We start from the raw sequence: 13925 nt of genomic DNA, 5'->3' as shown, positions 1-13925 counted from the left end.
CCCAGGCGCTGGGTGTGTACTGGGTCGTGCTGCTGGCGACCACGGCTGTCACGGGAAACCTTTTGGATCCTGCTTGGCGGCAGGTTCAGCGGGGGCCGTACCACGGTTGACAGGGTTGCTGGCGCAGCGCTGATAGCATTCGCCGTCTTGTCTCTCGGACCACTGATCCCGTTGGCGGCCAGCTAGCCCCGACCGGAACCGCGGTGTGGCTCCGGCAGGCATCCTTCTAGGAGACAAGCACCATCGAAAATGGTTCCGCACAGAACAGGCTGTCCTTGATCGCCTTCACGCCGGCGACGTTTTCGGCCGCCACGACCGCCGCCTTGCGCTGGCGCTCGTCAAAGATCGCGCCATTCAATTCGACAGCCCCGTTGTCCACCGTCACGCCGAGCAAGTCGCCACCACTCCAGCATTGGCTCTGCAATTCAGCGACGACGCTCCTGCGGATCAACTCGTCATCGGCGGTCGTCGCGCCCGTCTTCGGCAGGACACGAACCAGAGCGCGCAAAAGGTCCGAGCGTGTGATGATGCCGAAAAGCTTGCCACGCTCGACGATCGGCACGTTCTTGATGTCGTGGCGGGCCATCAGTTCGACGATCTGGGCAAGCGAGGCACTCGGCGGCGCCGAGACGACATCGGTTGTCATCACCTCCTCGACCCGACGCCCGTTTGCGCGAACATATTCCTCGGCAATCCTGCCGGGGCCGACCAAGAATTCCAGCCAGTGTGCGCGGGTGCGCTGGATGCCGAGCTCGCCTCGACGCAGGAAATCGCCTTCGCTGATGATGCCCGCCAGCGTTCCGTCGGTACCGAGGACCGGCAGGCAGCTTATCTTCTTCGACAGCATCAACTCCACCGCGGCAGCAATCGAGGCGGCCGGGTCGACCGTGACGACGGGTGTTGTCATTATCGTCTGCGCCAGCATCCTTGTCTCCTACTCTTGGCACTGGCCTTTGTCCTATGCCTGGCCGGTCGCGTCATTGATCTGCGTCAGAATCCAGGCGGCGAATTCACTTCAGCCGTTCATCGCGGTCGATCAAAATGCGCTCGGCCGCGCCATCGAGATCCTCATACTGGCCGCTTCTCAGCGCCCATAGAAACCCAGCCAGCCCGAGCCCGCCGAGAAGGAGCGCAACCGGGATGAGATAGACGAGGGTGCTCATTGGGAATGAACCTGGGCGCCGAGCCGTGCGCGCCGGTCATGCGGCGCGCCTCCTGCCGATGCCGCTTTCTTGAAGCCCTGAAGGCGCAGGGCATTTGCGATCACCAGAAGCGAGGAGGCGGACATCGCAATTGCCGCGATGAGTGGGGTGACCAGCCCCATTATGGCAATCGGCACGGCAAAAGCGTTGTAGACGATCGCGATTGCGATGTTTTGCCGGATCAGCCGGCCCGCCTGGCGCGAGACGTCAAGGGCAAGGGGGACTGCCAGGAGGCTTTCGCGCAGGAACACGAAATCGGCGGCATTGCGGCCGACATCGGCGGCGGTAGCGGGAGCCATGGAGACATGCGCGGCACCGAGCGCCGGCGTGTCGTTGAGGCCGTCGCCCACCATCAGCACCTTGTGGCCGGTCCGCGTCAGCACCTCGATGCGCTCGACCTTGCCGGCCGGAAGAAGCGCAGGCACGAAGTCCTCTATCCCCAAGCTCCCGGCTACTTCGGCGCAGGCATTGGCCGTATCGCCGGACAGCATCTCGACCGCTACGCCGACTGCCTTCAATTGTCCGATTGCCGTCGCGGCGTCGGAGCGCGCGGCGTCCTCGAAAGCGAAGGAGGCGACGATCGCTCCGTTCTTCGAAAGCACGGTGCCGCCAAAACCGCCATATCTGCCTTCGCCGCCGGTACGCGCCTTCCACCCGGCCCACCCGCGGCGGCCGAGGCGCCAGGTGGCGTCCTCGGTGACTGCCTCGATGCCGAAACCTGGGTGCTCGCTGATGCAATCGAGCCTGGGTTGGCCAGAAAATCCGCCGAAACCGGCTATGGCCCTGGAGAATGGATGGCGGGAATGCGCTGCTATGTCGGCCGCTATCGCCAGCATGGTCGGATCGATAGATGCGGCATTGACCAGCCGCGGCTGCCCAAGCGTCAGCGTTCCAGTCTTGTCGAACAGTGCCGTGTCGATCGCGGCCAGTCGCTCCATGGCGGAGCCGTCCTTGACCATCACACCGTTCTCGAAAAGCCGCCGCGCCGCGACCACCTGCACGATCGGGACGGCCAGACCCAGGGCACAGGGACAGGTGATGATGAGGACGGCAATGGCGATCGTCATCGCCAAGTGCCAGTCGCCTGTCGCAACCATCCAGCCAAGGAACGTCACCAGGGCCGTCAGATGCACGACCGGCGCATAGAGTGCCGAAACACGATCGGCGATCCTTCGATATTGCGAGCGGCCGCCTTCGGCTGCTTCCATCAGCCGGACCATCTCCGCCAGGAAGGAATCCTTGGCGGCGGCCGTCGTCTGCATCGTCAGCGGTCCGGTCAGATTGAGCGTGCCGGCCTGAATCGGCTCGCCCGAGCTTACCGTCCTCGGCTTGCTCTCACCGGAAACCAGGGCGCAGTCGAGGTCCGACGTTCCGTGAAGAACCACACCGTCGACGGGGATGCGTTCACCGGCAGCGATGATGAGATGCATGTCCGGCTCGATTTCGCCGACCGGCAAATAGTCGCGGCTGCCGTCGCTGCGCAGCACGATGGCACCGCGCGCGGCCATCCGGGACAGGCCATTCACGGCAGTGCGTGCCCGTTCGCGCATCACGTGGTCCAAAGTGCGGCCGATCAGCAGGAAGAACAGCAGCGAAACGGACGCATCGAAATAGGCGTGATCGCCGTGGTTGATGGTCTCGTAAAGGCTCATGGCATAAGCGAGCGAGATGCCGACCGCGATCGGCACGTCCATGTTCATGCGGCCGTGGCGCAACGCATTCCAGGCCGAGCGGAAGTAGATTCCGCCGGCGAAGGCGAGGGCGGGAATTGCGATCAGCGCGGACAGCCAATGGAACAGGTCGCGCGTTGCGCCCCCGGCGCCGGACCAGATTGAGACCGACAGCAGCATGATGTTGCCCGCGGCAAACCCGGATACGGCGACTGCCCGGATCAGCTCCGACAAGGTTCTGTCTTTCGCGCCGCTGTCCGGATCGAAGAGGTGCGCCTGATAGCCAAGGCGCGCCAGCGTCGCGAAGAAGGGCGGGACCGAGGCGCCGCGCCAGCGGATCGACACGCGTCTGGTGGACAAGTTGACGCGAGCGCCTTCGACATGCTCCAGCTTCGCCAGGGCGGTCTCGATCGTCTGTATGCAGAGGGCGCAATGGACCGACGGCACCGAGAGGTCCGTCTGGCAAAGGTTGCCACCCAGCGAGCGACTTGCCAGCCTGATCTCGGCGCTGGATGGCAGCACGGTCGTTGCGTCGCTGAAATCGAGGGCCATTTCGACACCCGGCGCACAGCAGCTCATTTTAGTGCTCCCTTGGAAACGATGACGCGGCGGACGTCGCGATAGGGTTCGGCGAGGCCGGCATCGGCGTCGATCTCGACGATCCAGACGCCGTCCTTGGGCGTGTGACGAGCGGTAAATTCCGCTGTCTTCGCGGGACCGCCTGCGGAAGATGCGGCGAGCGTCACGGCCTTGTCCTCGGTCTCGTAAGCCGGATGCCGAAACAGCACCCTGACGCCGTGCAACGGCACCGGCTTTCCCTGGGCGTCGACGAGGCCATAGCGGACGTCGCCTCCGGCTATCGTCAACGTGCCTTTCCAGCCAAGTGCTGCCTGAGATCGTCCTTCCTTGGCCCGCTCGTTGAACTGCTGGCTGGCAACATAAGTGTTCTCGACGACCAGGCCGGTCCAAGTCCTGCGGGCGAGCGTTGCCATGGTCAGGTTCACTCCGATCACGACCGCGAAGAAGGTGAGAATGGAGATCAGCATGTGTCTGCCGGTGAACTCGCGCGGCTTTTGCGTATCGGTCCTCATTTGGCCTTCTCCGGCGCGTTGAAACTGGCGGTGTATTCGGCGGATTCGGACCCTGCCTTGTCATCGATGCGGAACTCGAAGCTCTGCACCGGCTCCCTGATCAGCTTCGCGGGTTGGCGAACGAAAACCTTGAGCACCTTGAGCCGATCGGGTTCGACCTGAACGGCAAAGGAGCGGCTCGCGGGTTGGTCGATGCCGACGATGCTCATGTCGCCGCCGTCGAGCCCCTGCAAAGTGACCTCGATCGTCCTCGGCTCGGGGATCATGTTGAGCAGCTTGACGGTATAGCCGTTGCGGATCGAACCGTCCGAAAGCGTCACGAACTGCGGATTTCTGTCGTGCAGCACGTTCAGTTCCAGCCGCTCGCGCGTCAGCAGCGAATAAACGAGGGCCAGCCCGATCGCCGACCATGCACCGAGATAGATGAAGGTACGCAGCCGGAAGATCTTGCCCAGATGGAAATGCGCCAGTCCTTCGGCGAAAGCGCCGCTCGGTGTCCTGACAAGCGCCGGAGTGACAGGGCTGCTGCCGCCGGCCGTCGCCACCGCCATGTTGGCATTGTAGTCCGCCAACGTTGCATAGGAGATCAGCCCGCGCTCGCGGCCGAGCTTGTCCATGACGCTGTCGCAGGCGTCGATGCAAAGCGCGCAGGTGATGCACTCCAGCTGCTGGCCGTCGCGGATGTCGATGCCCATAGGACAGACGGCGACGCAGGCGTTGCAGTCGACGCAGTCACCGACCGGTTGTCCCGAGGCGAGCGCCTTCTTGGCATGGCGCGAACGCGGTTCGCCGCGCCAGTCGTTATAGGTCACGGTCAGCGAATTTTCGTCGAGCATGGCGGCCTGAATGCGCGGCCAAGGGCACATGTAGGTGCAGACCTGCTCGCGCATCAGCCCGCCGAAAACGTAAGTGGTGGCGGTCAGGACGGCGATCGTGACATAGGCGACGGGCGCGGCGGTGCCGGTGAAGACTTCGCCGAGCAGTTTCGGCGCATCGGCGAAGTAGAAGATCCAGGCGCCGCCGGTGGCCGCTCCGATGATCAACCAGATGGTGTGCTTGATCGTACGCAGGGAGAGCTTGCGAGCCGTCCAGGGTGCAGCGTCCAGCTTCATACGGGCATTGCGGTCACCCTCGATGGCGCGTTCCACGACCAGGAACAGGTCTACCCAGACGGTCTGCGGACAGGCATAGCCGCACCAGGCACGTCCGACCGTTGACGTGACGAGGAAAAGGCCGACGCCCGCCATCATCAGAAGGCCGGCAACGTAGTAGAATTCCTGCGGCCAGATCTCGATGAAGAAGAAGTAGAAGCGCCGGTTCGCCAGATCGATGAGAACGGCCTGGTCGGGCGCGAAGGCTCCGCGGTCCCAACGCAGCCATGGCGTCAGGTAGTAAATGCCGAGCGTGATCGCCATCACCAGCCATTTGAACTGGCGGAATCGGCCGGAGGCGCGCTTCGGAAAGATCTTCTTGCGCGCGGCGTAGAGAGGCTGCCGCGTCTTGGCGGAATTGACCGCTTCGGCCTCGAGCCGTTCTACCTGCGTTTGGTCCAGCACGTGCATCTCCGATGGCGGCAGGGAAGGTGCCGCTTTCATCGCGCAGTCTTGCCGCAGGTCTCATCGTCGCGCGTTGATGCAGGTCAAGAATCTGCCGATGGAAGACAAGTCGAGGCCCGGCTTGGCCGGGCCCCGTCGCTTGTACGGTCCAGGGCCGGGAACTAGACCCCGTTCCTATTTCCCGCCCCCAAGCGAATGGACATAAAGCGCCAGTTCCTTGACCGTCGTCTCCCCAAGCCGCCCGGCCCAGGCCGGCATGACGCCGTGCCTGGGGGCGCGGACCTGGGCGGCAATGTTGTTCTCGCCGGATCCATAGAGCCAGATCGCGTCCGTCAGATCGGGGGCGCCGAACTCCTTGTTGCCCTTTGCATTCTCGCCGTGGCAGGCCACACAGTTTTCCTTGAACACCTTGGCGCCTGGCTCGATCAAACTTGCGTCCTGGACGGCTCCCGACAGGCTGGCCACATAGGCGCTGACCTGCCGGATCTGGTCCGAGGTGATGACATCGCCAAAGGCAGTCATCTCCGACTGCCGGGTATCGGGGTCGGACGCGAAACGGATGCCGTGCATGATCGTCTGCTGGATTTGCTCCGCGGTGCCCCCCCACAGCCAGTCGTCGTCGTTGAGATTGGGGAAGCCCTGGGAGCCTTGGGCGCCCGAGCCGTGGCACTGAACGCAATTGACCTTGAAGGCGGCGCCGCCGGCCGCGACTGCAAACTCGCGCAAGGCATCGTCGCCAGCGACTTCGGAAACGGTCTTCGACTCGATCGCCGCGACATATTTGGCCTTGGCGGCTTCCGCGGCGGCCATTTCGATCTTCACGTCATTGCGGCTCGAAAAACCCAGCACCCCTCGAGTGGCGGAACTGAGCATCGGCCAGGCCGGATAAGCAATCGTATACGCGAGCGCCCAGGCGATCGTAATGTAGAAGCAGATCACCCACCACCGCGGTAGCGGATTGTTGAGCTCCCTGATTCCATCCCACTCGTGACCCGTCGTCGAGATACCCGAGACGTCGTCGATATGCTCGTTGCTCATGTCAGTCGTCCTTGAGTGGAATGCGCGCGGCTTCGTCTGCCTGCGGCTTGCCGCCAGGACGGAGCGCGAAGGCGATACAGCCGACGAAGAACAGCGCCATGGCGAGCAGGCCCCAGCTGTCGGCGAATTCCCGCATCAGATTGTAATCCATGGGCCCCTCCTCAGCGGTAGCCGGCGGCTTCGTCGTAGGTCTTGAAGTCGACCAGGGTTCCGAGCATCTGCAGGTACGCGACCAGGGCGTCCATTTCGGTGACCTGCTGCGGATTGCCGTCGAAGTCGCCGATCTTGGCCTTCGGGTAACGCGCTTCGAGACCCGACGTGTCGGCATTGGGGTCCGCCTGCGCCAACAGATCCGCATTGGCATCGGCGATCATGTCGTCCGAGTAGGGAACGCCGACGCGCCGGTTCGCCACCAGATGGGTGGAGAAGTCCCTCACGTCGATCGGCGTGTCCTTCAGGAAGGCATAGCTGGGCATGATCGATTCCGGCACCACCGAGCGCGGGTCGGCGAGGTGCTGGACGTGCCATCCGTTGGAATAGCGATCACCGACGCGCGCCAGGTCGGGGCCGGTGCGCTTCGACCCCCACTGGAACGGGTGGTCGTACATCGACTCGGCCGCCAGGCTGTAATGGCCATAGCGCTCGACCTCGTCGCGGAACGGCCGGATCATCTGGCTGTGGCAGAGATAACAGCCCTCGCGGATATAGATGTCACGTCCGGCAAGCTCGAGCGGCGAATAGGGTCGCAAGCCCTCGACCTTCTCGATCGTGTTGTCGAGGTAGAAGAGCGGCGCGATCTCGACAATGCCGCCAATGGTCACGACGAGCAGAGACCCGACGAGAAGAAGCGTGGCGTTCCTCTCGATGAGCGCGTGTTTGTCCATCAAGCCCATTTTCGGCTCCTTATTCGGCAGGCTGGAGGGCGGGCGCGGAGCCCGGCAGAGGTTGTTCCTCGCGCTGGTAGCCGAGGATGGTCATGGTGATGTTCCATGCCATGATCAGGGCGCCGGCGAGATACATCGCGCCGCCCGTTGCGCGCATGACGTAGTAGGGGTGCATGGCAGCGACCGTCTCGGCGAAGGAATAGACGAGGAAACCCTGCTCGTCGTACTCGCGCCACATCAGGCCCTGCATGATGCCCGAGACCCACATCACCGCCGCGTAGACGACGATACCGAGTGCCGCCAGCCAGAAGTGCCAGGTCACCAGCCGCAGCGAATAGAGCCGCTGACGGTTCCACAGTTTCGGCACCATGTAGTAGATGGCGCCGAACGAGATCAGGCCGACCCAGCCGAGCGCGCCCGAATGGACGTGGCCGATGGTCCAGTCCGTGTAGTGGGACAGCGAGTTGACCGCCTTGATCTACATCATCGGACCTTCGAAGGTGGACATGCCGTAGAAGGCGATGGCCGCGACCATCATGCGGATGATCGGATCGGTGCGGATCTTGTCCCAGGCCCCGGAGAGGGTCATCAGGCCGTTGATCATGCCGCCCCATGAGGGCATCCACAGCATGATGGAGAACACCATGCCGAGCGTCTGGGCCCAGTCGGGCAGGGCGGTGTAGTGAAGGTGATGCGGGCCTGCCCAGATGTACAGGAAGATCAGTGCCCAGAAGTGGATGATCGAAAGGCGGTAGGAATAGACCGGCCGGTTCACCTGCTTCGGCACGAAGTAGTACATCATGCCGAGGAACCCGGCGGTGAGGAAGAAGCCGACCGCATTGTGGCCATACCACCACTGGGTCAGCGCATCCTGGACGCCGGAAAAAGCCGAATAACTCTTCGATCCCAGGAATGAGGCCGGCATCGACAGATTGTTGACGACGTGCAGCATGGCGATGGTGACGATGAAGGACAGGTAGAACCAGTTGGCGACGTAGATGTGCGGTTCCTTGCGCTTCAGAATGGTGCCGAGGAAGAGCACGAGATAGGCGACCCACACGATGGTCAACCAGAGATCGACATACCATTCGGGCTCGGCATATTCGCGGGCTTCGGTGATGCCGAGCAGATAGCCGGTCGCAGCCATGACGATGAAGAGCTGGTAGCCCCAGAAGACGAACCAGGCCAGATCGCCCCCGAACAAGCGAGCGCGGCAAGTGCGCTGCACCACGTAGAGCGAGGTGCACAGAAGCGCGTTGCCGCCGAAGGCGAAGACGACACCCGATGTGTGAACGGGGCGCAGGCGGCCGAAATTGAACCAGGGCGCGACGTTGAGGTCGGGATAGGCGAGCTGAAGCGCGATAATCACGCCGACCAACATGCCGACGACGCCCCAGAACATGGTTGCGATGGCGCCGTAGCGGACCGGCCCATCCATGTAAGCCTCGGGGTCAACCGGCGTCGCCGGCTTGAAATCCGTGTGGCGCAACAGGATCACAGTGAAGCCAGCGACAATGAAGAACAAAACCCACATGTGCTGACGAAAAGGTTCGTCCACGCCGAAGCCGGCGGCCACAAGCGCCGCAAAAGCAAAAAGGCTCAGAAGAACGATCTCCGTGCCAAATCTCATCGCAAGTCCCCGATCTCGAATTCCGGCGGATGCCGACGCCCGCATGAATTCCGCAATCGGAGACAATCGGCCTTGATTTAAGTCAAAGCCCCGTCGTTTCGGTTTGGGCAGCCTCGAGTCCGGTTCGATCAGGAGGCGGTCGTTGAACGAAAAAGGGCACGCCGGCACGTCGCCTTGGGGATGCCGCGACCATGTGTCACCGGAAGATGGGTTCGGTGATCAGGCCGTGCCAAGCGCTATGATGAGACGTGCGCATCGGGAAAAGCTGCGGCTCTGCGACGCGCTCGAGAAATTGGCCGACGCCCTGCCGAACGTCGACCGTCTACAATGCCTCGGCGTGGCCAACACCATCGTTCCACTGCTGCGAGAGATCCATCGCTACGAGGAGACGGTCGTCTTCCCGGCCTATGAGGCGGCTCTCACCCTGGCCGAGTCCAAGCTGGCGTCCACCAACCGGTTGCGCGCGGAGCATCTCGAGGATGAATGCTACGCGGACGAGTTGACCGAGGCGCTTCTGGCGATCGGCCATGGCGACAGGATCGAGAATGCTGAGGCCGTCGGTTTCATGCTGCGTGGCTTCTTCGAAAGCGTGCGCCGCCACATCGCGTTCGAACGCGAACACATTCTGCCGAGGATCGGACTAGGCGGCTTCTAACGTCCCTCGACTGAGGCATCGCCAACGGAGTCGCCCACGCGTTTCAGTCGCCGCAGCGCTGTTCCAGTCGGCTCGTGCTTTCCACCGTGACATGCCGGTTGTTCTCGATCCGGATCACGCCGTCGGTTCGCAATCTCGTAAGCTGGCGGCTCACAGTCTCGATCGTCAGTCCGAGGAAATCGGCGATGTCGGCGCGCGTCAGCGGCAGGTCGAAGCTCGCCGACTTCACCGTGGGATCGACGGCCGGATCGATGTTCTTGGCGATCATCAGAAGGAAGCTGGCGACCTTTTCCGCCGCGGTCTTGCGTCCCAGCGTCACCATCCAGCTGCGTGCTTCGTCAAGCTCGTTCAGCGCCTGCCGGAGCAGGCGATGTTCCAGCTCCGGCGAGTCCCTCATCATCCGCTCGATCACGGTTCTTGGAAAAGAACACAGCGACACCTCCGTCGCGGCCTCGGCGTTGATCGCACTTTCGGTCTTGAAAGGCCTTCCGAGAAAATCCGGCGCGAACTGAAGACCGACGATCTGCTGCCGGCCGTCGGAAAGGCTTTTCGTCAGCTTGACCACTCCCGAAAGCACGTTGGCATAGCTTTCAATCACTTCGGCATCGCCGACCAGCTCGACGCCGGGTGAAACGCTTCGCCTCGACGAAGTCTTGGCCAATTCGATCAACTGGTCAGCGTCGAGCGCGCCGCACACGCCGCGATGACGCGCTTCGCAGGATTGGCAAAGCACAGGGATGCCGGCGCTGTGGATATCCTGTCTGATCGTCATTGCGTTGCCTGAAGTCATCACCCGAAGTCCGGGACACGCACAGGATATCACCGTCGCTTCGCAACATGTTGCGGCAGTTTGTCCACGCCGCCGGCGGCTTGATCAGGATCAAGGTCCAGCGCGGTGGAGCGGCTAGTTTGCCGGCCATGCAACAGACAGCCGCCAACGACTCGCGCCCCGCTCTCACAGCCAAGCTGGCAGAGAACGTGCCGCGCTACACGAGCTACCCGACCGCGCCGCATTTTCATTCAGCGGTCGACGCCACAACGGTACGCGGGTGGATCAATGCCATCGCAGCCGGCGACGAGATATCGCTCTACCTGCACATTCCGTATTGCGACAGGCTGTGCTGGTTCTGTGCCTGCCACACCAAGCAGACACGCCATTATGCGCCTGTCGCGACTTTCCTTCGCTCGCTGCATCGTGAGATCGGGACGATAGCCGGCCTGGTGAGCGGCAAGGGCAGGGTTCGTACCGTTCACTTCGGCGGCGGCTCCCCGACCATGCTGAAGCCCGCAGACATCCTGGCGCTTGGAAAAGCATTGCGCGATCAATTCGATTTTCTTGACAACGCCAGCCTCAGCGTCGAGATCGACCCCAACGACATGGATGAAGGCCGCCTGGATGCGTTCGCCGCGATCGGCATGACGAGGGCGAGTCTTGGCGTTCAGGACTTCGATCCGAAGGTGCAGAAGGCGATCAACCGCGAGCAGAGCTTCGAGCTGACGCGCGATGTGATCGAAGGCATCCGCCAGCGCGGCATAGATTCCGTCAATCTCGACCTGCTCTACGGATTGCCGCACCAGACGCTGGAAAGCGTCGCCTCCACCGTGACCCAGGCGCTGACACTGCATCCGGACCGAATTGCACTGTTCGGCTACGCGCACGTGCCCTGGTTCAAGAAGCATCAGACGATGATCGACGAGGCCTGGCTGCCCGAATCCGAGGCACGTCTGGCGCAATCGCAGCTCGCCTCGCGGATGATCGTGGATGCCGGCTACGAGGCCATGGGTCTCGATCATTTCGCCAAGCCGGCCGATTCACTCGCGGTCTCGGCGCGCGCCGGCACGATACGCCGCAATTTCCAGGGTTATACCGAGGATGGGTGCGATACTCTCATCGGCCTTGGCCCTTCGGCGATCAGCCGGTACCGCCGGGGTTACGCCCAGAACATTGTTGCGACCGGAGAGTATGAGAAGGCCGTGAACGCGGGTCATTTGGCGACCGCGCGCGGCATCGAGTTCAGCGTCGACGATCTGGCGCGAGGCTGGATCATCGAGCGCCTGATGTGCCACTTCTCGTTTTCAGCCGTCGAACTCGTCGAACGTTTCGGCGAAGTCGGACGGAAGCTGCTGCTCAAGGCAAGCAGCGTTGCCGTCGACGACGGCGGCAGCATGCTTGCGCTCGATGGCGAGCACTTCGTCGTGCCGAGAGACAACTGGCCGCTGGTCAGGACGGTGGCGGCAAGGTTCGACAAGTACCTCGGAAACGGGACCGGCAAGCATTCGGTGGCCGTGTGACCAGCGCCAGCAAGCCGCGGTTCAGAAGTGCTCGCCGACCCTGAAGGGGCCGATGCGGGTTCCGGCAGCGATCAGATAGGCGGTCGACCAGCCGATCAGCAAAAACCCGTTCACGCCTTCCAGGGCTGCCAGGACGCGCCATCCGTGCGCCGGCACCACATCGCCATAGCCAACCGTCGAAAAGGTGATGGTGGAAAAATAGAGCGGTCTCGAAGTCCGGCAACACGCCGACCGTCAGATATACCCCTGCCCACAGCCACACTTCGGTGGTGATGATGGCAAAGAGCCCCACCACGACGCTGATCATTGCCGCGATGCGACTGCGCCGGCCATGCATGCGGAAGCGGTCGACCAGGCGCGCCATCGCATGGGTGACAGCGATGAGACCGAAAGTGTGGATCAGGACGGTCAGGCTGATCACCACGGTGCCGAGGCAAAGATTAAGGATCATCCGAGGAAACTAAGGGCAGCGACGGTCGCGATCCTTGCGCAAAATCAAGCCCGGTCCAGGTTCTTAAGACGACTGCATGGCTCGGCGGCGCCTGCCAGGTCGACCTTATGCGCCACCCGGGTTTGGGGCAGGACCAAGGCGAAAGAACATGGCGAGCTTCAGGCTCGTCGCTATCCGTTCGGCGCGTTCGACGAACACCGCCGCGGTTTCGGGAGCGAACAGTTCAGCCGCCGTTTCGGCAAAGAGGGCCAACCAGATGGCGAAGTCTGCTTCGGTGACATCCTTCAGCTTCAGGTGAGCCGGCACCGGCCGCCCATGATAGTCGCCGCTCTTCAAGACGACGGAACACCAGAAGTCCGTCATCTTGTCCAGATGAGGCTCCCAATCACCGGTGATCTCGCGGGCGAAGATCGGTCCGAGGCGTTGGTCCTTCCGCACCCTTGCATAGAATTGGCGGACCAGCGCTCCGATCGACTGCCGATCGACGCCGGGGCGCTCCAGCGACGCCTCGGCGGCAGGGCGAACCCGGTCAAGCAAGACTGACTTTGAAATCATCACGTTCCTTGTTTCTCGAGCAATCAGGTCAAGCCCAGGCGGTGAAGGGCGGCCTGAAGGAAACCGCGGCGATCACGGACGAGCCGGAAGCCGAGATTGTCGGGCGGCGTGCCGACCGCGCAACCGCCGCTTTTGCCGTCGCGGATGAAGTTCGACATGTAGGTTCGATGGAAACCTTCGACAACATGCACGCCGCAATTGTCGACCGAACTGCCGATGCTGGCGCCGTCGCTCGAGATCGAAGTGTGGGTGTAGCATGTCGATGTCCACTCCCAGACATTGCCGGCAATGTCGGCAACCCCCTTTGAGTTGAGGCCGAAGGCGCCGCGTGCCCGCGGCTCAGGATCCGGTTTGCGACCGAGCGCGGCCTCGTTGCGATACTGCTTGAGCCACCGCTTCGCGGGGTTCGCCGGATCGGCTTCGCCGGCCTCTATGTCTCCCCGAAATCGCTCACCGGCGGCATAGGCCCACTCCGCGTCGGTCGGCAGCCGCCACGCTTCACCTGTGCGCGCCGACAGCCATTTCGCATAAGCTTCGGCATCGAAAAGGCTGACGCCGGTCACCGGAACATCGCCGGCGAGACGCGAGTCGGCAGGCTTGCAGACGCCGTCGGCGACGCAGCGATCGTAATCCAACGCCGTCACCTGGAACTTCATGATCTCCAGCGGCGCATGGAGGGTCTCCTCCAGGACCGGTCCTGGTGCCGGGTGACCGTCCTTGAGGAATTCACCGGGCAGCGGGTGATTGAAGGAGCTCGGTTCCAAGACCACCAGCTCACTCAGGACAACCGGATCCCCAAACTGCGAGGAGGGCTCTTTGATGGTCTGGCTAAAGCCCAGACCGACAAGGGCAGCCGCCCCGAGAGTTCCGAATGTGAAGACAGGATCGAAAGACATGTGGC

13 protein-coding genes and 1 pseudogene are annotated in these 13925 nt (G+C 62.8%); 2 read left to right on the top strand and 12 right to left on the bottom strand.

Annotation, left to right across the window (positions count from 1 at the left end; translation table 11 throughout):
- Positions 1–226: 226 nt before the first annotated feature.
- The 9 genes and pseudogenes from EJ074_RS10670 to ccoN all read right to left on the bottom strand — a co-directional run bounded on the left by EJ074_RS10670 (position 227) and on the right by ccoN (position 9071).
- Positions 227–907 (bottom strand): CBS domain-containing protein, encoded by a 681-nt coding sequence (locus EJ074_RS10670; RefSeq protein ID WP_348627005.1) that lies wholly within the window; start codon positions 905–907, stop codon positions 227–229.
- A 103-nt stretch (positions 908–1010) separates the two neighbouring features.
- Positions 1011–1163 (bottom strand): cbb3-type cytochrome oxidase assembly protein CcoS, encoded by a 153-nt coding sequence (gene ccoS / locus EJ074_RS10665; RefSeq protein WP_129553306.1) that lies wholly within the window; start codon positions 1161–1163, stop codon positions 1011–1013.
- Positions 1160–3451 (bottom strand): cation-translocating P-type ATPase, encoded by a 2292-nt coding sequence (locus tag EJ074_RS10660; protein ID WP_129553305.1) that lies wholly within the window; start codon positions 3449–3451, stop codon positions 1160–1162. The genes ccoS and EJ074_RS10660 overlap by 4 nt, the downstream gene beginning before the upstream one ends.
- Complete coding sequence (locus EJ074_RS10655; RefSeq protein ID WP_129553304.1) at positions 3448–3963, bottom strand: FixH family protein; 516 nt, start codon at positions 3961–3963, stop codon at positions 3448–3450. Before EJ074_RS10655 ends, EJ074_RS10660 begins: the two co-directional genes overlap by 4 nt.
- Entirely contained in the window at positions 3960–5519 is a 1560-nt protein-coding gene (gene ccoG, locus EJ074_RS10650) for a cytochrome c oxidase accessory protein CcoG (protein WP_165349907.1), read from the bottom strand. Before ccoG ends, EJ074_RS10655 begins: the two co-directional genes overlap by 4 nt.
- 174 nt (positions 5520–5693) lie before the next feature.
- Entirely contained in the window at positions 5694–6557 is an 864-nt protein-coding gene (gene ccoP, locus EJ074_RS10645; RefSeq protein WP_129553303.1) for a cytochrome-c oxidase, cbb3-type subunit III, read from the bottom strand.
- 1 nt (position 6558) lies between these two features.
- Positions 6559–6708, bottom strand: coding sequence for a cbb3-type cytochrome c oxidase subunit 3 (locus EJ074_RS10640; protein ID WP_129553302.1), 150 nt, complete (start codon positions 6706–6708; stop codon positions 6559–6561).
- Positions 6709–6718: 10 nt separating this feature from the next.
- On the bottom strand, positions 6719–7450 hold the full coding sequence (gene ccoO / locus EJ074_RS10635) for a cytochrome-c oxidase, cbb3-type subunit II (RefSeq protein ID WP_129553301.1): 732 nt from the start codon (positions 7448–7450) through the stop codon (positions 6719–6721).
- A gap of 10 nt (positions 7451–7460) precedes the next feature.
- A pseudogene (gene ccoN / locus EJ074_RS10630) lies at positions 7461–9071 on the bottom strand (cytochrome-c oxidase, cbb3-type subunit I).
- Between the two features lie 238 nt (positions 9072–9309).
- Here ccoN and EJ074_RS10625 point away from each other — a divergent pair.
- Positions 9310–9726, top strand: coding sequence for a hemerythrin domain-containing protein (locus EJ074_RS10625; protein ID WP_348627026.1), 417 nt, complete (start codon positions 9310–9312; stop codon positions 9724–9726).
- A gap of 43 nt (positions 9727–9769) precedes the next feature.
- Here EJ074_RS10625 and EJ074_RS10620 read toward each other — a convergent pair whose 3' ends face one another.
- Positions 9770–10498, bottom strand: a complete 729-nt coding sequence (locus EJ074_RS10620; RefSeq protein WP_129553300.1) for a Crp/Fnr family transcriptional regulator — start codon at positions 10496–10498, stop codon at positions 9770–9772.
- A 146-nt stretch (positions 10499–10644) separates the two neighbouring features.
- On the opposite strand from EJ074_RS10620, the gene hemN reads away from it, so the two are divergent.
- A complete protein-coding gene (hemN, locus tag EJ074_RS10615) occupies positions 10645–12018 on the top strand; it encodes an oxygen-independent coproporphyrinogen III oxidase (RefSeq protein ID WP_129553299.1) in 1374 nt (457 codons plus the stop codon).
- Positions 12019–12574: 556 nt separating this feature from the next.
- On the opposite strand, the gene EJ074_RS10605 is transcribed toward hemN, so the two are convergent.
- Positions 12575–13024: a group III truncated hemoglobin gene (locus tag EJ074_RS10605; protein WP_129553298.1), complete on the bottom strand. Its 450-nt coding sequence runs from the start codon at positions 13022–13024 to the stop codon at positions 12575–12577.
- A 23-nt stretch (positions 13025–13047) separates the two neighbouring features.
- Positions 13048–13920, bottom strand: a complete 873-nt coding sequence (locus EJ074_RS10600; protein ID WP_129553297.1) for an SUMF1/EgtB/PvdO family nonheme iron enzyme — start codon at positions 13918–13920, stop codon at positions 13048–13050.
- Between the last annotated feature and the right edge of the window lie 5 nt (positions 13921–13925).

Source organism: Mesorhizobium sp. M3A.F.Ca.ET.080.04.2.1 (assembly GCF_003952525.1).
Lineage (GTDB): Bacteria > Pseudomonadota > Alphaproteobacteria > Rhizobiales > Rhizobiaceae > Mesorhizobium.
The sequence above is the reverse complement of the archived record's forward strand: the minus strand, read 5'-3'. Positions and strand labels throughout refer to the sequence as shown.